Source organism: Serratia sp. SM04, from assembly GCF_040280225.1.
GTDB lineage: Bacteria > Pseudomonadota > Gammaproteobacteria > Enterobacterales > Enterobacteriaceae > Serratia > Serratia sarumanii.
In genome coordinates this window covers 315,766-335,916 of record NZ_JBEOQT010000003.1, presented here as the reverse complement: position 1 = coordinate 335,916, position 20,151 = coordinate 315,766, and the positions used below count along the sequence as shown (strand labels likewise).

At 62.4% G+C, this 20,151-nt stretch carries 18 protein-coding genes; 14 read left to right on the top strand and 4 right to left on the bottom strand.

Annotation, left to right across the window (positions count from 1 at the left end):
* Positions 1 to 17 precede the first annotated feature (17 nt).
* The 9 genes from ABTW55_RS07250 (at position 18) to ppnP (ending at position 9,514) form a co-directional block, all read left to right on the top strand.
* Positions 18 to 587 (top strand): heme acquisition protein HasA, encoded by a 570-nt coding sequence (locus ABTW55_RS07250; RefSeq protein WP_033647344.1) that lies wholly within the window; start codon positions 18 to 20, stop codon positions 585 to 587.
* 72 nt (positions 588 to 659) lie between these two features.
* Positions 660 to 2,441 carry a type I secretion system permease/ATPase gene (locus tag ABTW55_RS07245; protein ID WP_060420427.1) on the top strand — a complete coding sequence of 594 codons (1,782 nt, stop codon included), beginning with the start codon at positions 660 to 662 and terminating at the stop codon, positions 2,439 to 2,441.
* The gene (locus ABTW55_RS07240; RefSeq protein ID WP_060420425.1) at positions 2,438 to 3,769 is read left to right on the top strand and encodes an HlyD family type I secretion periplasmic adaptor subunit; all 1,332 of its coding nucleotides are present in this window, start codon (positions 2,438 to 2,440) and stop codon (positions 3,767 to 3,769) included. Before ABTW55_RS07245 ends, ABTW55_RS07240 begins: the two co-directional genes overlap by 4 nt.
* Before the next feature lie 2 nt (positions 3,770 to 3,771).
* Entirely contained in the window at positions 3,772 to 4,563 is a 792-nt protein-coding gene (locus ABTW55_RS07235) for an energy transducer TonB (RefSeq protein WP_060420423.1), read from the top strand.
* Positions 4,564 to 4,816: 253 nt separating this feature from the next.
* Positions 4,817 to 5,590 carry an IclR family transcriptional regulator gene (locus ABTW55_RS07230; RefSeq protein WP_060420421.1) on the top strand — a complete coding sequence of 258 codons (774 nt, stop codon included), beginning with the start codon at positions 4,817 to 4,819 and terminating at the stop codon, positions 5,588 to 5,590.
* Between the two features lie 219 nt (positions 5,591 to 5,809).
* Positions 5,810 to 7,366 (top strand): OPT/YSL family transporter, encoded by a 1,557-nt coding sequence (locus tag ABTW55_RS07225; protein WP_060420419.1) that lies wholly within the window; start codon positions 5,810 to 5,812, stop codon positions 7,364 to 7,366.
* A gap of 34 nt (positions 7,367 to 7,400) precedes the next feature.
* Positions 7,401 to 8,330, top strand: coding sequence for a DUF1177 domain-containing protein (locus tag ABTW55_RS07220; RefSeq protein WP_033647333.1), 930 nt, complete (start codon positions 7,401 to 7,403; stop codon positions 8,328 to 8,330).
* A gap of 4 nt (positions 8,331 to 8,334) precedes the next feature.
* Entirely contained in the window at positions 8,335 to 9,012 is a 678-nt protein-coding gene (locus tag ABTW55_RS07215) for an AroM family protein (protein ID WP_033653288.1), read from the top strand.
* A gap of 211 nt (positions 9,013 to 9,223) precedes the next feature.
* On the top strand, positions 9,224 to 9,514 hold the full coding sequence (ppnP, locus tag ABTW55_RS07210) for a pyrimidine/purine nucleoside phosphorylase (RefSeq protein WP_004940463.1): 291 nt from the start codon (positions 9,224 to 9,226) through the stop codon (positions 9,512 to 9,514).
* A gap of 65 nt (positions 9,515 to 9,579) precedes the next feature.
* Here the strand turns inward: ppnP and rdgC are convergent, their stop codons facing one another.
* Positions 9,580 to 10,491, bottom strand: coding sequence for a recombination-associated protein RdgC (gene rdgC, locus ABTW55_RS07205; RefSeq protein ID WP_004940461.1), 912 nt, complete (start codon positions 10,489 to 10,491; stop codon positions 9,580 to 9,582).
* Positions 10,492 to 10,707: 216 nt separating this feature from the next.
* On the opposite strand from rdgC, the gene mak reads away from it, so the two are divergent.
* The 3 genes from mak to ABTW55_RS07190 all read left to right on the top strand — a co-directional run bounded on the left by mak (position 10,708) and on the right by ABTW55_RS07190 (position 12,341).
* Positions 10,708 to 11,622: a fructokinase gene (mak, locus tag ABTW55_RS07200; RefSeq protein ID WP_060420417.1), complete on the top strand. Its 915-nt coding sequence runs from the start codon at positions 10,708 to 10,710 to the stop codon at positions 11,620 to 11,622.
* A 102-nt stretch (positions 11,623 to 11,724) separates the two neighbouring features.
* Positions 11,725 to 11,958 (top strand): type II toxin-antitoxin system Phd/YefM family antitoxin, encoded by a 234-nt coding sequence (locus ABTW55_RS07195; protein ID WP_033637280.1) that lies wholly within the window; start codon positions 11,725 to 11,727, stop codon positions 11,956 to 11,958.
* Entirely contained in the window at positions 11,955 to 12,341 is a 387-nt protein-coding gene (locus tag ABTW55_RS07190; protein ID WP_033637281.1) for a type II toxin-antitoxin system VapC family toxin, read from the top strand. Before ABTW55_RS07195 ends, ABTW55_RS07190 begins: the two co-directional genes overlap by 4 nt.
* Here ABTW55_RS07190 and licT read toward each other — a convergent pair.
* From licT to sbcD, 3 genes are all read right to left on the bottom strand, one after another.
* Complete coding sequence (gene licT / locus ABTW55_RS07185; RefSeq protein WP_060420415.1) at positions 12,338 to 13,186, bottom strand: BglG family transcription antiterminator LicT; 849 nt, start codon at positions 13,184 to 13,186, stop codon at positions 12,338 to 12,340. The two genes, ABTW55_RS07190 and licT, sit on opposite strands and share 4 nt — an antisense overlap.
* Before the next feature lie 231 nt (positions 13,187 to 13,417).
* A complete protein-coding gene (gene sbcC, locus ABTW55_RS07180) occupies positions 13,418 to 16,669 on the bottom strand; it encodes an exonuclease subunit SbcC (RefSeq protein WP_060420413.1) in 3,252 nt (1,083 codons plus the stop codon).
* Positions 16,666 to 17,898 carry an exonuclease subunit SbcD gene (sbcD, locus tag ABTW55_RS07175; RefSeq protein WP_047569064.1) on the bottom strand — a complete coding sequence of 411 codons (1,233 nt, stop codon included), beginning with the start codon at positions 17,896 to 17,898 and terminating at the stop codon, positions 16,666 to 16,668. Before sbcD ends, sbcC begins: the two co-directional genes overlap by 4 nt.
* 215 nt (positions 17,899 to 18,113) lie before the next feature.
* Here sbcD and phoB point away from each other — a divergent pair, with 215 nt between their 5' ends.
* Together phoB and phoR are read left to right on the top strand one after the other, a co-directional pair.
* Positions 18,114 to 18,803: a phosphate response regulator transcription factor PhoB gene (gene phoB / locus ABTW55_RS07170; protein WP_004940438.1), complete on the top strand. Its 690-nt coding sequence runs from the start codon at positions 18,114 to 18,116 to the stop codon at positions 18,801 to 18,803.
* Positions 18,804 to 18,827: 24 nt separating this feature from the next.
* A complete protein-coding gene (gene phoR / locus ABTW55_RS07165) occupies positions 18,828 to 20,144 on the top strand; it encodes a phosphate regulon sensor histidine kinase PhoR (protein WP_025301740.1) in 1,317 nt (438 codons plus the stop codon).
* Positions 20,145 to 20,151: the final 7 nt, after the last annotated feature.

Here is a 20,151-nt window from a genome sequence, read left to right as displayed (position 1 = left end):
TCAATGGAGATAGAGAAATGGCATTTTCAGTTAACTATGACAGCAGCTTTGGCGGTTACAGCATTCATGACTATCTGGGCCAATGGGCTTCGACATTCGGTGATATCAACCATACCAACGGCAATGTCGTCGAAGGCTCAAACAGCGGTGGCTTCTACGGCGGCCGGTTGTCCGGTAGCCAATACGCCGTGACCAGTACGGACAACCATGTCACGTCGGTCGTGGCGGGTGGCAACCTGACCTACACGCTGTTCAATGAACCGGCGCATACCCTGTACGGCCAGCTGGATTCCCTGTCGTTCGGCGACGGTTTGAGCGGTGGTGATACATCACCGTACAGCATTCAGGTGCCTGACGTCAGCTTCGGCGGCCTGAACCTCAGTAGCCTGCAGGCGCAGGGCCACGATGGCGTGGTGCACCAGGTGGTGTACGGCCTGATGTCCGGCGATACCGGCGCGCTGGAAACCGCGCTGAACGGCATCCTCGACGACTACGGCCTGAGCGTCAACTCCACCTTCGATCAGGTGGCGGCGGCGACGGCGGTGGGCGTGCAGCACGCCGACAGCCCGGAACTGTTGGCGGCCTGATCGCGGCCGTTTGCCCGCCGGCGCCGCGCGCCCCGGCGGGCATTTTCTCGTTTTTAGCCGATGGAAAACGCCATGAAAAACGCCGTCAGGCGCGGAGAAGTGATGAGCGTGCTGGCCGCATACCGGCGCGGATTTTGGGGCATCGCGCTGTTTACCGCGGTGATCAACCTGCTGATGCTGGCACCGGCGCTGTACATGCTGCAGGTCTACGATCGTGTGTTGCCGTCGGGCAACCGCATGACGCTGGCAATGCTGACCCTGATGGTGGTCGGCCTTTACCTGTTTATGGGGCTGCTGGAGTGGGTGCGCAGCCAGGTGGTGATCCGCCTCGGCGCCCAGATGGATATGCGCCTGAATCAGCGGGTCTACGACGCCGCCTTCGAAACCAATCTGAAAACCGGCAACCCGCTGGCGGGGCAGGCGCTGAACGATCTGACCAACCTGCGCCAATTTGCCACCGGCAATGCGCTGTTCGCCTTTTTCGATGCGCCCTGGTTCCCGGTTTATCTGCTGGTGGTTTTTCTGCTCCACCCCTGGCTTGGCGCGCTGGCCAGCGCCGGGGTGATCGTGCTGGTGCTGCTGGCCTGGCTCAACCAACGGGTGTCGCAGGCGCCGCTCGCGGAGGCCGGCCGGGTCGCGCTGAGCGCCACGCAGCAGGCCAACGGCAACCTGCGCAATGCGGAGGCCATCGCCGCCATGGGGATGCTGACCGACTTGCGCCTGCGCTGGCTGCGGCAGCATCAGCAGTTCCTGCTGTTGCAGAACCGCGCCAGCGAGAAAATCGCCGCCGTCACCGCCTGGTCGAAAACCGTGCGGCTGGCGCTGCAGTCGCTGATGTTGGGCTGCGGCGCGCTGCTGGCGGTCAACGGCGACATTACGCCGGGCATGATGATCGCCGGATCGATCCTGATCGGCAGGGTGCTGGGGCCGATCGATCAGCTGATCGGCGCCTGGAAGCAGTGGTCGTCGGCGCGCCAGTCCCTGCAGCGGCTGGAGGTGATGCTGGCCGCCAACCCGCCGCAGGCGGCGAGCCTGCCGCTGCCTGCGCCCAATGGCACATTGACCGTAAATCAGCTGGCCGCCAGCGCGCCGGGCGGGAGCGCGCCGGTGTTGCACGGCGTCAGTTTTCGTCTGGAAGCCGGGGAGGTGCTGGGCGTCATTGGCGCGTCCGGCTCCGGCAAAACGCTGCTGATGCGCCAACTGGTCGGCGCGCTGACGCCGCTCAGCGGCGACGTGCGGCTGGACGGTGCGGATCTTCGGCAGTGGGACAAACAGCAACTGGGGCCGCATATCGGCTACTTGCCGCAGGATATCCAGCTGTTCGCCGGCACCCTGACGGAAAATATCGCCCGCTTTGGCCAGGTTGACGCCGAGAAGGTGGTGGCCGCCGCCGCGCTGGCCGGCGTGCACCAACTGATCCTGCATTTGCCCAAAGGGTATGAAACCGAGCTGGGCGAGGGTGGCAGCGGCCTGTCCGGCGGCCAGCGTCAGCGGGTGGCGCTGGCGCGCGCGCTGTATGGCTCTCCGGCGTTGGTGGTATTGGACGAACCGAACGCCAACCTCGATCGCGAAGGGGAAGAGGCGCTGCAGCGGGCGATCGAAGCGCTGAAAAAGCGCGGCACCACCATCGTGTTGGTGACCCACAAACCGGCGATCCTGGCGACGACCGACAGATTGCTGGTGCTGGCCGCCGGCCAGGTGCAGCACTTCGGCCCCAGCGACGCCATTCTGAAAAAACTGCCTGGTTTTACGCCCGCGGCCGTACCGGCCAACGCCGGCCGCAGCAGCGGCGGCGGTTTCAACGTCAACTACGCCAATTTTGCCAAAACGGCCAGCGGTGAACGAAAAGTATGAGCAATCAGAGTGTGATCCCCGGCGATATCGACGCGCTTTCCCGGCAGTTCGACGAAGGGCGCCACCTGCGGCTCGGTGGTTGGCTGGTGCTGTTGGGGTTTGGCGGTTTCCTGCTGTGGGGGCTGTTGGCGCCGCTGGATAAGGGCGTGCCGGTCTCCGGCAGCGTGGTGGTGGCCGGCAACCGCAAGGCGGTACAGCACCCGAGCGGCGGCGTGGTGTCGCAAATTCAGGTGCATGAGGGCGACCGGGTCAGCGCCGGGCAGGTGCTGCTGCTGATGGATACCGTCGACAGCCGCACCCAGCGCGATGCGCTGCGCAGCCAGCAGTTGAGCAACGCCGCACAGCGGGCGCGGCTGCAGGCCGAGCGCGACGGCCTGCAGGCGATCGCTTTCCCGGCATTGCTGCAGGCGCGGCGGGAGGAGCCGGAGGTGATGTCGTTGATGCTGCTGCAACAGCAGCTTTTCACCAGCCGCCGCGCGGCGTTGCAGAGCGAGCTGGCGGCGATCGCGGAGAGCATCGCCGGATCGCAGGCGATGCTGGAAGGGATCCGGCAGTCTTACGCCAGCAAGCAGCGGCAAAAGGCCATGTTGCAGGAGCAGCTGAGCGGCATGCGCAAGCTGGCGGCGCAAGGGTATGTAGCGCGCAATCGGCTGCTGGATCTGGAAGGGCAGTATGCGCAGATCGACGGCCAGGCGTCCGAAGACACCGGCAATATCGGCCGCCTGGGGCGCCAGATCCTGGAGCTGAAGCTGCGGGCGATCCAGCGGCGGGAAGAGTATCAAAAAGAGGTCAGCAGCCAATTGGCCGAGGTGCGGATGAAGTTGGACGAGCTGGATAACCGCCTGGCCAAGGCGGAGGCCGATCTGGGTCATACGCAGGTGAAAGCGCCGGTGGCGGGCACCGTGGTGGGGCTGAGCGTGTTCACCGAAGGCGGCGTGATCGGCGCCGGTCAGCAGCTGATGGAGATCGTGCCCAGCGATCGGGGGCTGCAGGTGGAGGCGCGTATTCCGGTCGAGCTGATCGACAAGGTGCAGGTGGGCTTGCCGGTCGAGCTGTTGTTCTCGGCGTTTAACCAAAGCACCACGCCGCGCGTCGAGGGTGAAGTGACGCTGGTCGGGGCCGATCGCCTGACCGACGAGAAAAGCGGCGCGCCCTATTACAGCGTGCGCGCCAAGGTCAGCGAAGAAGGATTGCAACGTTTGAACGGGTTGGAAATTCGCCCGGGGATGCCGGTCGAAGGGTTCATCCGCACCGGCGAGCGTTCGATGATGAACTACCTGTTCAAACCGCTGACCGATCGCCTTCATCTGGCCTTGACGGAAGAGTGAGCATGTCGGTTTCGCCGCTGCCTTTCGCCGCGCCCGGCGCTGCCATGCCCTGGCGCCGTTATCTGGTACTGGTGCTGGCGCTGCACCTGCTGGCCGCGGCGCTGCTCTGGCCCTGGCGAGACAAGGCCGCGCCGGCGTGGGTGCCGCCGCCGGCGGTCATGGTGGTGATGGCCGCCGCACCGCAGGCTCCGGCCGAGGTAAAACAACCGCCGGGGCAAAGGACGCCGCCGCCTCAGGTTGAACCGCCGGCGCCGCCGGAACCCTTGCCGGCGGTGAAGGTGCCTGAAGCCGTACGGCCGAACATCGCCGTACCGCCGAAGCAGAAAAAATCGCCCAAGCCGGTGAAGAAAATCCCCCTGCCGCGCACGCCGCCGCAGGAGAAAACGATCGCGCCGCCGAGAATTCAGGAGCAAAGCGTCGGCGCGCCGCCGCCGGGCCGGGCGGATAAAGCGGCCGCGCCGCAAACCCGCCTGACGCCCTATGCACAGGCGGGGGAAGATAGCTGGCGCAGCCGCATCAACGGCCGCCTTAATCGCTTTAAGCGTTATCCCAAAGACGCCTTGCGGCTGAAGCGCCAGGGCGTCGGGCAGGTGCGTTTCACCTTGGACAGGCAGGGCCATGTGTTGGCGGTGACGCTGGTCAGCAGCGCCGGGTTGCCGTCGCTGGATCGCGAAATCCAGGCGCTGGTCAAGCGCGCTTCGCCGTTGCCTACGCCGCCGGCGGACGCCTACGTCAACGGCACGGTGGAATTGACGTTGCCGATCGATTTCAGTTTGCGCGCCGCAAGTTTTTGAGCCGCGACAATATCTCTCCCTGATAAAATCATTTTTCAGCAGCTTGTCCTGCCATTCATTATTTTCAAAGCGTATCGTTATTTTATTTGGCGCGACGGAGTTGGCGTTCTGCGCGATATTTTCGTTTAAAAAGCACGAATGCCTTTTATTTTGCGGCTGACAAAAAATAAACAGCTTGACGCTGCGGAGTTCGGGTTTTAGTTTTTAATTATAAAATAGGAACTGAGTTCCATATAGTGGAACAAGGCGGATCATGACAACGCTGGAAAATGCCGCTGCGGTATTAAAACTCTTTTCTCAACAACGCGTGATGCATGGCCAACCGGGCATTGCATTCAGCGACGTGGTAGATCAATTGGCGCTGCCGAAAAGCACGGTATCGCGCCTGCTGCAGAGCATGGAAAATCAGGGCATGCTGGAGCGCGATCCCGATAGCCGGCGTTACCGCATCGGCGCGCTGTTGCTGGCGGCATCCAGCCACTACCTGTCGATGCCGCTGGTGGACAACCTGGCGGCCAGCATGGCGCAGCTGTGCCGCCAGACGGCGTGTACCGGCTACCTCTCGGTGCTGGAGGGGCAGGAGATCATGGTGATGCGCATGTTCCCCGGCCGCCACTTTTTGCAGGTGGTCACCCCGGCGGGCTACCGTTCACCGGCGGCGGAAACCTCGGTTGGTCGGGCGATACTGGCGCGTGAAAGCGACGAGCAGGTTCGGGCGCGTTACGCCGGCGGTTACCGGGCGGCTTCGCCCAATGCGCCGCAAACGCTGGATGCGCTGCTGCAGAAGTTGCAGCAGGTGAGGCGCCAGGGCTGGTCGCTGGCGCGCAATGAAACCTTGAACGGCATCAGTTCGCTGGCGACCGCGCTGGTGAACAAGCACGGCAGCGAGACGGTGGGGCTGTGTCTGTCCTTCCCTTCGCAGGGCGAGGAACAGCCGTTTGTACCGGAAGTTCTGGCCGAATTAACCGCAGTCAGCCGCCAACTGGCGGAAAAATATGGCGATGATAATTGGCAGCAGATCAACTAACGCGCCGGAGCTATAACGTTTCATCATCATTAACGAGCGCCGACACCAGGGAACTCATTAATTATATTTCACCGTATTTTATTGGTGAGAAATAGACGGGCTAAATAAGAAAATAATCACGTTATGACGCCGGCAGTTCCAAATAATGGAACTGTCGCGGCGAACTATCGTCGGGCGTTATTTCCGGCATGCGGCAGGAAATATTCAGGGATACCAAGCATGAAATCAAATAATCCGCTAAAAGAGGCCGGCACGCTGTTGGTCATGGCGCTGCTTTCGGTGGTGGGGGCGATCATCGGCGTTCAGCTGATCACCACGCTGGGCGTGACGCCCAACACCTCGATCATCGGTGCGCTGATCGCCATGCTGCTGGCGCGCATTCCGCTGCAAATGTTTCAACGCTACCGCTCGGTGCACACCCAGAACCTGGCGCAGACGGTGATCTCCTCAGCCACCTTCGGCGCGGCCAACTGCCTGCTGATGCCGATTGCGGTGCCTTACGTGATGGGACAACCGCAGCTTATTCTGCCGATGTTCTGCGGCGTGGCGGCGGCGATGCTGCTCGACGCCTATCTGCTTTATCGCCTGTTCGATACCAAAGTGTTCCCCGCCGCCAATGCCTGGCCGCCGGGCGTCGCCGCCGCGGAGGCGATTAAAGCCGGCGATCGCGGCGGCAAGCAGGCCTGGCTTTTGGTGGTGGGCGTAGGGGTGGGCATCGCCGGATCAATGCTCAAGATCCCCATGGCGGCCTTCGGCACCGCCTTTATCGGCAATATCTGGGCGCTGAGCATGTTCGGCGTCGGGCTATTGCTGCGGGCCTACGCCGAGCCGGTGGCCGGTTTCGATATCAATGCCCATTTTATTCCGCACGGCGTGATGGTCGGCGCCGGCCTGGTGGCGCTGATCCAGGTCGCGCAGGTGATCCGCAGCCGCCGCGCCGATAGCGCCGGTTATACCCAACCGGACAGCGCGGTAAGCAAAGCGCTCGGCCTGGGGGCGGTCGGCTACATCGCCATCGCCGCGTTTTTGGCTCTGGTCGGCGGGCTGTTTAGCGAGATGTCGCTGCCGATGCTGGCGCTGTTCGTGATTTACGCGGCGTTCGCCGCTTTCGTTCATGAGCTGATCGTCGGTATCGCCGCCATGCACTCCGGCTGGTTTCCGGCGTTCGCGGTGGCGTTGATCACCCTGATCGTCGGTATCCTGATCGGTTTCCCACCGCTGGCGCTGTGCATCCTGACCGGCTTTACCGCCGCTACCGGGCCGGCCTTCGCCGACATGGGCTTTGACTTGAAAGCCGGCTTCATCCTGCGCGGCTACGGCGAGGATCTGCGGCAGGAACTGCTGGGGCGCCGCATTCAGCTGTTTGCGGCGCTGATCGCCTTCCTCATCGCCATTCCGGTGGTTTACCTCTCTTACCACAGCTATTTCCTGCAGGACCTGATCCCGCCGGTCGCGCGCGTTTACGCCAAGACCATCGAGGCCGGTGCGCAGCCGGGCATCGCCTGGAGCCTTTTGATCTGGGCGATCCCCGGCGCCGTGGTGCAGCTGATCGGCGGCCCCAAGCGCCAGCTCGGCGTGCTGCTGGCAACCGGCCTGCTGATCAACAACGCCTTGGCTGGGTGGGCGGTGCTGGTGGGCATCGCGTTGCGCGTGGCGATCCTGCGCCGTTGGGGCGATCGCGGCCGCACGCCGATGGAGATCATGGCGGCCGGGTTTATCGCCGGCGACGCGCTCTACAACTTCTTCAGCTCGATTTTTTCCAGCAAGGGCAAATAGCCCCTACCGATGACATTGGTGAGGTAAAACGACCATGAGTTTGCAACAAACGCTGCAGGTTTTTGAATTGATTGATAGCGCATTCGTCAGCGGCCAGGACGTCGTCGATCTGTTTGCGCCTTACCCGGCGATCCGCGCCAGCACCCTGCGCGCCGAGGGGCCGAAGGGCGGCACCGATTTCGTGCGCATCGAGATCCCCGGCAGCGCAGGCAAATTCGCTGGCGGTGCGGCGCCGACGCTGGGCATTATCGGCCGCCTGGGCGGCATCGGCGCGCGGCCGACGCGTATCGGGCTGGTGTCCGACGGCGACGGCGCGATCGCCGCCATTGCCGCCGCGCTGAAGCTGGCGGAGATGCAGCGCAAGGGCGACACGCTGCCGGGGGATGTGATCGTCACCACCCATATTTGCCCGAACGCACCGACCCGGCCGCACGATCCGGTCGATTTTATGGATTCGCCGATCGATGACGTGACGATGAACGATAATGAAGTGGTGCCGGAGGCTGACGCCATCCTGTCGATCGACACCACCAAAGGCAACCGCATCATCAACCACAAAGGCTATGCGCTATCGCCGACGGTGAAAGAGGGCTACATCCTGCGGGTGGCGGAAGATCTGCTGCGCATCATGGAGATGACCAGCGGCCGCCCGGCGGTGACCTTCCCGATCACCACGCAGGACATCACCCCTTACGGCAACGGCGTGCATCACCTCAACAGCATCCTGCAGCCCTCGACCGCTACTGCGGCGCCGGTGGTCGGCGTGGCGATCTGCAGCGAATCGGTGGTGCCGGGCTGCGGCACCGGCGCCAGCCACGAAACGGATATCGCGCTGGCGGTCAAATTCGCGGTGGAAGTCGCCAAAGAATTCGGCCGCGGCACCTGCCGGTTCTACGATGCCGCCGAATATGGCCAGCTGCTGGCGCTGTACGGCAGTCTGAGTCACCTGCAAAAAAGGAGATAGCCCCATGACGGCTTCATTCGCCACGCTGACCATCGGTCAGGCGCCGCGCAGCGATATCATGCCGCTGCTGTCTGCTTATCTGCCGGCGGAGCGGGTGAGGCACGTCGGTTTGCTGGACGGCCTGGATGCTGGGCAGATCGCCGAGCGTTATGCGCCGCAATGGGGCGATAAGCTGCTGGTGTCGCGCCTGTTGGACGGCACGCAGGTGACGCTCTGTGCCGCTCGCGTCGAAAGCGGGTTGCAGCAGAAGATCCGCGAGCTGGAGGCGGCGGGATGCCAGGTGATCCTGCTGCTGTGCACCGGCGAATTCGGCCGATTGCAGGCGGAGCAGGCGCTGTTGCTGGAGCCGGATCGCATCATCCCGCCGTTGATCTCCGCGATCGTCGGCGAACACCGCGTCGGCATCGTGGTGCCGGTGGCGGAACAGGTTGGGCAGCAGGCGCGCAAATGGCGGCAGCTGGCGACGCCGCCGAGCTATGCCGTCGCCAGTCCTTATCTGGCGGATGACGCCGCGCTGGAGCAGGCGGCTTGCGCACTGCTGCGGCAGGGGGCGGAGGTGGTGGTGCTCGATTGCATCGGTTATCACCAGCGCCACCGCGCTTTTTTGCAGGCGCGTCTGTCGGTGCCGGTGCTGCTGTCGAACGTTCTGGTCGCCAAGCTGGCCGCAGAGTTAATCGGCTGATTCAAATAGCCATAAATCACCGCCCGGCGCGGCCTCGGGCGCTTTGCGCTCGCGGGTATCCCCGGGTTTCAGCAGCCCTGACTGCCGTAGAGAGGCCCGGCGGCGTTTTCCTCTGCGCCGCGATCGCATTTCGCGCGAAAAACCAGTGACAGATCAACCGCAATCCCCCAATATGGATTTTCCATCAAGATGATTACGCGGGTGCCAGTCTATGCTGAAAGTGAATGAGTATTTTGCCGGAAAAGTGAAGTCTATCGGTTTTGACAGTAGCAGCATCGGTCTTACCAGCGTGGGCGTGATGGAAGAGGGGGAATACACCTTCTCCACCGCGCAGCCGGAAGAAATGACGGTGATCACCGGGGCGCTGAAAGTGCTGCTGCCGGGGGCGCCGGACTGGCAGGTGTTTACGCCGGGCGAGAAGTTCTTCGTGCCGGGGCACAGCGAGTTCAACCTGCAGGTGGCCGACGCGACCGCCTATCTGTGCCGTTACCTGAGCAAATAAATTTTGTTCGTTAGGGAAACGCAGGGCTCAGCGGATGCTGGGCCCTGGTCATTTCTGCGGCGGGATTAACGCTGGGCTTCGCCGCCGAGCGCTTCGATGGTGTTTTTGATCAACGCCGCCAGCTCGCTGGTCATCAGGATAAAGTCGGCGTCAAAGCGCTGGGCGAAGTCATCGCGATCGATATCGTCGTTCTGTTCGCGCAGCGTGTCGGCGAATTTCAGGCGCTTGAGCGAGCCGTCGTCCGACAGCATCAGCTGAATGCGCTCCTGCCAATCCACCGCCAGCTTGGTCACCAGCTTGCCGGCTTCGATATGCACCGCGATTTCGTCGCTGATCAGATTCTGTTTCTTGCAGCGGATCACGCCGCCTTCTTCCAGAATCGCTTTCAGTTCCGCTTCATCCTGAATGGCGAAACCAGCCGGCATCTCGCCGGAACGCACCCATTCGGTCAGCGTCAGTTCGATCGGGCTTTCCATGGTCAGCGGCACCACCGGCAGCGAGCCGAGGCTTTTGCGCAGCAGCGCCAGCGTATCTTCGGCGCGTTTGGCGCTGGCGGCATCGACCATGATCAGATCGTTGACGGTGTCGATCCACATGAAGGTCTGGTTGAAGCGGCTGAAGGCGCGCGGCAGCAGGCTGTGCAGCACTTCGTCCTTCAGCGCGTCTTTCTCGGTTTTCTTCAGTTTGCGATGTTGTTCCGCCTCCAGGCGCTCAATTTTGGCCTGCAGCTCTTGCTTGATGACCGGCGACGGCAGGATTTTCTCTTCCTTGCGCGCGCAGATGACGATTTGGCCGTTGACCGCGTGCGTCAGCGCATCGCTGTGCGAGCCCATCGGGGAGACCCAGCCGGTCTTGGCCATGTCCTGGCTGCCGCACGGCGTGAAGGCGAACGCGCTGAGTTGTTTTTCCATTTCATCCGCGTTTAACGCCACTTCGCGGCTCAAACGGTAAACCATCAAATTCTTAAACCACAGCATAATGTTATCCCTGGCTGGGCGTGCGCTTGGCACGCTGATTCGTCAAAAGCAGGGCGGCATGATAACGAATTGACGCTGAAAAATCGCCCCATTCTCTCCGAATTGCGTCGCCGACCGCAGCGGAAAAGGCCGGGCGGGGGAGAGGGAAACAGGTGATTCATCCGCGCACTTACATTAGGCTGTGGCAACGCTGCGCGGCATCGAGGAGAAAAATACATGCGCATTGGCATCGATTTGGGCGGGACAAAAATTGAAGTGATTGCGTTGGCGGACGACGGCCGGGAGCTGTTTCGCCATCGCATCGCCACGCCGCGCCATGACTATGGGCAAACCCTGGCGGCGATCGCCGGGCTGGTGAAACTGGCGGAAGATTATACCGGCGAGCGGGGATCGGTCGGGATCGGCATTCCCGGCACGCTGTCGCCGTTTACCGGGCGGGTGAAAAACGCCAACTCGGTATGGCTCAACGGCCAACCGCTGGACAAGGATCTCTCAGCGCTGTTGGCGCGCGAGGTGCGTATCGCCAACGACGCCAACTGCCTGGCGGTGTCGGAAGCCACCGACGGCGCAGGCGCCGGCGCGCAAACCGTGTTTGCGGTCATTGTCGGCACCGGCTGCGGCGCCGGCGTGGCGCTGAATGGGCAGGCGCATTCCGGCGGCAACGGCATCGCCGGCGAGTGGGGCCACAATCCGCTGCCGTGGCAGGATGACGATGAGCTGCGCTACGCCCGCGAAGTGCCGTGCTACTGCGGCAAACCGGGCTGCATCGAAACCTTTATTTCCGGCACCGGTTTCGCCACCGACTATGCGCGCCTGGGCGGCAACGCGCTGCAAGGGCACGAGATCGTGGCGCTGAGCGAGCGGGGCGATGCGCTGGCGGAGCAGGCGATCGTGCGCTACGAAATGCGGCTGGCGAAAGCGTTGGCGCACGTGATCAACATTCTGGATCCGGACGTGGTGGTGCTCGGCGGCGGCATGAGCAATGTGGATCGCCTGTACCGCACGGTGCCGCAGCGGGTGAAAGATTGGGTGTTCGGCGGCGAGTGTGAAACGCCGATCCGCAAGGCGGTGCACGGCGACTCCAGCGGCGTACGCGGCGCAGCCTGGTTATGGCCGCAACAGCAGCGCTAAGCGTTGCAGCAAAGCGCGAGGCTGCTCGCGCTTTAAACCCTTCCCTGTACAAAAACTGGACGGCGCTTTATGCTTTAGCTAACTTAGCTAAGGAGGACGCGTATGCCGATTCAGGCCAATATGCACGAAGCCAAATCCAATCTGAGCCAGCTGGCGGACAGAGCCGCGGAGGGAGAAACCGTGATTATTGCAAAAGCAGGGAAGCCGTACGTACAGCTGGTCGCCATCCAGGGCGAAGCGCGCCGGCCCGGCGCCGCCAAGGGCAAGTTTACCGTGCCGGCGGATTTCAACGCGGGGGATGCGGCCATTGCGGCGCTGTTTGAGGGCGATGCATGAAGCGCCTGCTGCTGGATACCCACGCGTTGCTGTGGTGGCTGATTGATGACGCCTGCCTGGGCGCGAACGCCAAAAGGCAGATCGCCGATCCGGGCAATGCGGTGTACGTCAGCGCGGCCAGCATTTGGGAGATCTCGATCAAGCAGGCGCTGGGCAAGCTGGCGCTGCCGGAAGACATCTTTGCGATCATAGAGGCCGAAGATTTTCTGGCGCTGCCGATGGACGCCTTTCATTGCCAACAGGCCGGGCAGCTGCCGCCCTATCATCAGGATCCTTTCGATCGCATGCTGATCGCACAGGCGCAGGCCGAGGGGCTGACGCTGATCTCCGCCGACGCGGTGTTTCCGCAATACGGCGTGCGGGTGGCGGACGCCCGCCGTTAAGCCGGTTTCTCCTCGCTTTCGCTGCGCACCCGTTCGATATGAATGGTCAGGAACATCATCTCTTCCGTGGTGAGCTGGTGCTGATAATGCTTTTCGATGTGGCGGTTGATCTTGCCGGCGCAGGCGAATGACTCACGGTATTTCTCTTTCACCACCTGATACAGCGAGTCGTCGTCGCTGTCGACGTAGTTTTTCCCCAGCAGGCGCTGGGCAAAGAATTTCAAATGGGTGACGAAACGATGGTAGCTCAGGGCTTCCTCGTTGTAATCAAAGCGGAAGTGGTATTTGACCAGGTTGAGGATCTCTTGCATTACGCGGGTGATGTGCAGCGTGTTGTGCATCTCGTCGTTAAGCTGGGCGTTGACCAGGTGCAGGGCGATAAATCCGGCCTCGTCTTCCGGCAGCGCGGTATTCAGCCGCTCGGCGATCAAGGCCAGCGCCTCCAGCCCGACGGCGAACTCGGCCTGATAGAGCTTTTTAATCTCCCACAGCAACGCATTTTTGATATCCAACCCTTCCGCATGGCGCTGCAGAGCGAAATGGATGTGGTCGGTCAGCGTGATGTAGACGATGTTATGCAACTTGCCCGGTAGCCGTTCGCGGGCGAGGGTAATAATCTTGTCGGCGGTGGTGACGCAGGCCAGCGGGATCTCGGAGAGCAGCTCTTTATAGCGCTCGGCGATTTCGCCGCCGTTATGGGTGAACACCTTTTCGATCAGGCTTTCGTCCAGCGTGTCGCCGGGCTTCTTTTTAAAGCCAATTCCTTTTCCCATTACCACCGTCTCTTCCTGACGGTCGTCCAGCGTAATCACCACGTTATTATTGAGTATTTTAGCGATTTTCATGGTCTTTCCCGGTGTTTCAGCATCCTGAAAACGAAAAAACCTGACGCCCGGAAGCGATCCCGGGCGTCAGGTTTTGCCTGTATTTTATGTTTCTGTCCTGCGGCCTGAGCGGCGGAGGGGATACAGTAACAATCCTGTTATGCCTGCATAATAACCCGTGTTCGCCGCGGCTCAACGCTTTTCACCGCGGAGTGCCGCCGCGGTCACACTTCTGCGCCGCGCGCCGCGGGATCACTCCAGCCTGAAGTGCGCCTCCAGCCGGCTGACGCCGAGTCCGTTGACCTTTTTCACCTTGATCTGCACCGGAATACGCTCTTTCATCGCCTCGACGTGGCTGATCACGCCAATGGTTTTGCCGGAGGCGTTCAGGCTGTCCAGCGCGTCCAGCGCGGTATCGAGGGTTTCGGCGTCCAGCGTGCCGAAGCCTTCGTCGAGGAACAGCGAGTCGATGCTGGTTTTGTGGCTGACCAGATCGGACAACGCCAGCGCCAGCGCCAGGCTGACCAGGAAGCTCTCGCCGCCGGACAGGGTGCGGGTATCGCGCAGCGCGTCGGCCTGCCAGGTGTCCACCACCTGCAGCTCCAGCGCGTCGCTGGTTTTGCGCTGCAGCAGGTAGCGCCCGTGCAGCCGGCCGAGTTGCTGGTTGGCCAGATAAACCAGATGATCGAGCGTCAGCCCTTGAGCGAAGCGGCGGAACTTGTCGCCTTCTTTCGAGCCGATCAGCTGGTTGAGGTAGCTCCAGTCGTCGTAGTCTTGCTGGCTGCGGGCGATTTGCTCGAACAGCGCCTGTTGATTGAGGCGGCGGGCGGCGTCGCTTTCCAGCTGGTTGCGCAGTTCACCCTGGCGCAACTGCAACGTTTTCAACTGCTGTGCCAGCTCGGCCAGCGATTGGGTGAGTGCGTCGAGATCCGCGTTGGCCTCATCCACCCCTTCCGGGCGGCTTTGCCGATGCTGCTCCAGCGTTTGCGTCGCCTGAGCCAGCAGAGCCGCAGCCTCTACCTGCCGCTGTTGCAGCTGCTCTTTGCGCTGCTGCAATTCGCGGCGCAGGGCGTCGTCCAGCAGCGCGGCGGCGAAGGCGGTTTCATCGGCGAATTCGCTGTCGGCCAGCGCCTGCTGCCACTGCTGCTGCGCCTGCTGCAGCCGTTCCTGCATTTGGGTGTGCTGTTGTTGCAATCCGGCCTGCTGGCCGGCCAGGCGCTCGCGCAGTTCCTGCGCTTTTTGCCACTGCTCGGCGGCCTGCAAGCTGGCCTGTTCACAGGCGGTTTGTTTGGCGCGCAGCTGTTCGCGCACCTCGGCGACCTGCTGTTCGCCGAACAGCGCCAGCCGCTGTGCGCGCCGTTCGGCGAGGGTCTTCTCGCCTTCTTGCCAGCGTTGTTGCAGGTCTTGCTGCTGTTGCAGGCTGTCGGCATGGGTTTTCTGCAGCAGCGTAAAGCGCTCTTCGAGCAGCGCCTGCCGTTGCTGCGCCTGCTGCTGTTGCGTTTGCAGAGCGGCGAGCGCGTCTTTCGCCTGCTGTACCGCCTGCGCCGCCTGTTCATGCTGCTGCAGCGCGTGTTGCCCGCGCCGCTCTTCATCGTCGCAGCCGCTTAGCCAGGCGCTGAGCCGCTCGCCCTCGGCCAACGTAAAGTCGAATGCCAGCGGCGCGCTGAGCTGCTGCCACTGCTGCTGTTGGGCAGCCAGCTGCTGCTCATCCTGCGCGATAGCCTGCTGTTGGCGTTGCAATTGCTGTTGCAGGTTGTCGTAACGGGCTCGCAGCTCGACGCCTTGTTTTTGCAATGCTTCGGTCTGGACTTTCATTTGCTCCAGACGTTGCGCAGTTTCTGACAGTTTTACCTCTTGGTATTGTTCTACCGCCGGGTGCTCGCATGAGCCGCACAGCGGGCAGGGGGCGCCGGGTTGCAAACGGGCGCGCTCGACTTCCAGACCCACGATCCGTTGTTCCAGCGCATAGGTTTTTTCAACATCGGCCTGGTGGGCTTTCTGCTGCTTAAATTGCTGACGGATGAGCTCTAACTGTGGCTCCAACTGGGTCAGTTCATTTTGACCGATGTTTAGCTCTTGCCGCTGCTGTTCCAGCCGTTTAACAACTTGTTGCGATAAAGAGGCGAGCGTAAATAACTGCTGGCGCGTCGGGCGCAGATCCGCCAGGGCGCTCAGGCGCTGGCGCAGCGGGGCCAGCGGCGTTTGCGCCGCCAGCGCCTGCTGCTGTTGCTGCTGAACGGCCAGCGCTTCGGTCAGCGCGTTCAACCGCTGCTGATGCTGTGCGGCCTGCGCCGTCAGCTGGCTGCGCTCGGCGGTGAGCTGCTCCAGCGTGGTTTTCTGTTTGGCACACTGCTGCGCGGCGGCATCGCCGGCCTGTCGCCGCTCGGCCTGCGTCGACTGCAGTTGGGCTATTTGGTGGTCGAGCGGGGCGACCTGGTCATCGATCAGCTGTTGCTGCTGCCGCATATGCTCGGCATGGGCTTGCTGCGCCAGACGGGCCTTTTCCACCGCCTGCTGCAGTGGCGCCAGCTGCGCCGAGTGCTGTTCCTGTTGCTGCGTCAGCTGGGCTGCCTGCTGTTGTATCGTCTGCAGCTCGGCGCGGCAGCGATCGCGTTCACCGCGCAGCGGCCGCAATTTCTCGGCCGGTTCGCTGAGCGCCAGCCGCTGCAGCTGCGGGGCGGCCTCCGTCTGCTCGCGCTGGGCGGTTTCCAGCCGCCGTTGACCCTCGTTTTGCTGTTGCTGGAGGCGTTGCCATTGCTGCAGCCAGCTCAGTGCCTGTTGCTGTTGCTGAGTTTGCTTACCGAGGGCGCTTTCCTGCGCGCTCAGCGCCGTCAGCTGTTCAGTCAGGGAGTGGCGCTGTTCATCGTTCAGCAGCTCGATGCCGCTGGCGCGCTGGTGCAACCCATCCAGGTCGGTTTTGGCCTGCTTGTGCGATTCGAACACCTGTTCGGACAACCGCCCGTAGATTTCGGTGCCGGTCAGCTCTTCCAACAGCTCAGCGCGATCGTTGGCGTCGGCGTTGAGGAACGCGGCGAACTGCCCCTGAGACAGCATCATCGATTTGGTGAAGCGGCCGAAGTCCAGCCCGGTGATGGCGGCGGTGATCTCCAGCTTGTCGCGCACCTTGTCCGCCAGGATCTTGCCGTCCTCGCGGCGCGCCAGTTCCACCTTCGGCGCCTGCAGGTTGCCGTCCGGCGCGTTTTTGGCGCGGCGCTGGCTCCAGAAGGCGCGATAGCCGACACCCTTGACCTCGAATTCGACCTCCGCCAGCGATTCGGCGGTGTGGCGGGTCATCAGTTCATTCTGGCTCGGCGTGACGTTGAGACGCGGCGTCTGGTGGTACAGCGCCAGGCAGATGGCGTCCAGCAGGGTGGTTTTGCCCGCGCCGGTCGGGCCGGTAATGGCGAACAGGCCGTTGCTGGCGAACGGCTCGGCGGTGAAGTCAATTTTCCACTCGCCCTGCAGCGAGTTGAGGTTTTTTAACCGCAGGCTGAGGATCTTCATGGATTGGTCTCCTCAGGATTGTGCTGCACCGCCTCGACCACCTGGCGGAACAGTTGGTGCATCCGCCGTTGGCGCGCTTCTGGCATGTCGGCCTCCTGCGCCAGGCGCCGTTCGAACACCTCGTTGACGCTCAGTTCGTTGAGCGTTTCCTTATCCTGCTGCGCGATCGCCTGGCGGCGCTGCTCTTTACTGCGCCGCAGCAGCACCACTTCCACCGGCAGCTCATCCGCCATCAGCTGGATGCGGCGCTGGATATCGCTGAGGTAGTCCTGCGTCGCCACTTCGATATCCAGCCACACCGGCAGCTCGCCGGCATAGTCGGCAAATTGCTGCAGCTGCCGTTCGATCTCGGCCAGATCGCCTTTGATCAGCTGCATGGGCTGGAACTGCGGGATCGTTAACGCTTCTACCTGCTGCAGGGCGCCGCCGGCGAAATCGACCAGGAAGACGCTTTTGGCTTTGCCCAGTTCATCGAAGCTGAGCGGAATCGGTGAGCCGCTATAGCGAATATGCTCTGATTTGGCGACGTTCTGCGCGCGGTGAATGTGGCCCAGCGCGATATAGTCGGCGGGCGGGAAGGCCTGCGCCGGGAAGGCGTCGAGGGTGCCGATATAGATGTCGCGCACCGAGTCGGAGGTGGTGACGCCGACGGTGGTCAGGTGGCCGGTGGCGACGATCGGCAGCGGCAGGCCCAGCCGATCGCGGCGTTCGCAGGCCGCCTGATACAGCGCCTGGTAATGTTCGGCGATGGCTTCCTGCAGCGCCTGCTGTTTTTGCGCGCCGGATTCGCCGGCGCGGCTGGTGAGCAGATCGCGCGGCCGCAGGAACGGGATGGCGCACAGCACCGCGCCCGGCTGGCCGTCGCGCCGGTTCAGCACCACGATCTGCTGCTCAAGGGAGCCCTGCGCGCTCGCGATCACCGTGGTGTTCAGGCAGGAGAGCAGCTCACGCGATTCGTTCAGCGTCGCCACCGAGTCGTGGTTGCCGCCCAGCACCACCAGCTGACAGCCGGTGCGCTGCAGCTCCACCACGAAGCGGTTGTACAGCTCGCGGGCGTAGCTGGGCGGCGAGCCGGTATCGAACAGATCCCCGGCGACGATCAGCGCATCCACCTGCTGCTGCTCGATCTGCTCGATCAGCCAGTTCAGAAAAGCCTGGTGCTCGGCGGCGCGGCTTTTGGTGAAAAAGTACTGGCCAAGGTGCCAGTCAGAGGTGTGGATCAGGCGCATGACACTCCCGGATGCAAAGGTAATGGCGATGATTATAAAGGCCGCGGCGGCGGCTGTCCCGGCGCAATGATGATGACAACCGGATGATTTTTCTTTGCGCCGGGAAATAATCGCTATGCTTACTGCCTATAACAGCCGCTTTTTTTCATAAAAGTGTCACAAAACTGACGCATAATGGCGCCCGCAAAGTCGCTAACACATTGGCAGGATTGACGATGGCAAGACGCATACTGGTGGTGGAAGACGAAGCGCCGATCCGTGAGATGGTGTGCTTTGTGTTGGAACAGAATGGTTACCAACCGTTGGAAGCCGAGGATTATGACAGCGCCGTGACGCGCCTGTCTGAGCCGTTCCCTGATTTGGTGTTGCTCGACTGGATGTTGCCCGGCGGTTCCGGCATTCAGTTTATCAAACATATGAAGCGCGAAGCGCTGACCCGCGATATCCCGGTGATGATGCTGACCGCGCGCGGCGAAGAGGAAGACCGGGTGCGCGGCCTGGAAGTGGGGGCGGATGATTACATCACTAAGCCGTTCTCGCCCAAGGAACTGGTGGCGCGCATCAAAGCGGTCATGCGCCGCATTTCACCGATGGCGGTGGAAGAGGTGATTGAAATGCAAGGGCTGAGCCTGGATCCGTCCTCCCACCGCGTGATGGCGAACGATCAGGCGCTGGACATGGGGCCGACCGAGTTCAAGCTGCTGCACTTCTTTATGACCCACCCGGAGCGGGTTTATAGCCGTGAGCAGTTGCTTAATCACGTCTGGGGCACTAACGTTTATGTGGAAGACCGTACCGTTGACGTGCATATCCGTCGGCTCCGCAAGGCGTTAGAAACCAGTGGGCATGATAAAATGGTTCAAACCGTTCGGGGCACCGGCTACCGGTTCTCAACGCGCTACTGATCGCGCTGCGCTGGAGAATATGCCGTGTTAGAACGTCTGTCGTGGAAGAGGCTGGCTCTGGAGCTGGCTCTTTTCTGTTTGCCCGCCTTACTGCTGGGGCTGATTTTCGGTTATCTGCCCTGGTTCCTGCTGGCCTCCGCGCTGGCCGCGCTGGTGTGGAATTTCTACAACCAGCTCAAACTCTCTCATTGGCTGTGGATCGACCGCAGCATGACGCCGCCGCCCGGCCGCTGGAGTTGGGAGCCGTTGTTCTATGGCCTGTATCAGATGCAGCAGCGCAACCGCCGCCGCCGGCGCGAGCTGGCGCTGTTGATCAAGCGCTTTCGCAGCGGGGCCGAATCGCTGCCTGACGCGGTGGTGATGACCACCGTTGAAGGCAACATCTTCTGGTGCAACGGGCTGGCGCAGCATCTGCTCGGCTTCCGCTGGCCGGAAGACAACGGCCAGCACATCCTCAACCTGCTGCGTTATCCGGAATTCAGCCATTACCTGCAACAGCAGGAGTTCTCGCGCCCGCTGACGCTGCAGCTGAACAACGAACACTACGTCGAATTCCGCGTGATGCCCTATTCCGAAGGGCAGTTGCTGATGGTGGCGCGCGACGTCACCCAAATGCGCCAGCTGGAGGGGGCGCGGCGCAACTTCTTCGCCAACGTCAGCCATGAGCTGCGCACGCCGCTGACGGTGCTGCAGGGCTATCTGGAGATGATGGGCGACGAAGAGCAGGACGGTTCGCTGCGCAGCAAGGCGCTCGGCACCATGCAGGAACAGACCCGCCGGATGGACGGGCTGGTCAAGCAGCTGCTGACGCTGTCGCGCATCGAGGCGGCGCCCAATGTCGACATGAACGAGCGGGTGGATATCCCGCTGATGCTGCGGGTGTTGCAGCGCGAGGCGCAATCGCTGAGCGGCGGCAATCACGAGATCACTTTCCGAGTGAACGAACAGCTCAACGTGTTCGGCAATGAAGACCAGTTGCGCAGCGCGGTGTCTAACCTGGTGTACAACGCGGTCAACCACACGCCGAAGGGCACCCATATCGAAGTGAGCTGGCAGCAGACGGCGCACGGCGCGCAGTTCCAGGTCAGCGACAACGGGCCGGGCATCGCCGCCGAACACCTGCCGCGCCTGACCGAGCGTTTTTACCGCGTCGACAAGGCCCGTTCGCGCCAGACCGGCGGCAGCGGGCTGGGGCTGGCGATCGTCAAGCATGCGCTCAGCCATCACGACGCGCGGCTGGAGATCCTCAGCGAGCCGGGGATCGGCACCCGCTTTATCTTTACCTTACCCAACCGGTTGATTGTTCCCGCCGCTTTATCAGAGAATGCGGTGAAAAATTAACGCGAGA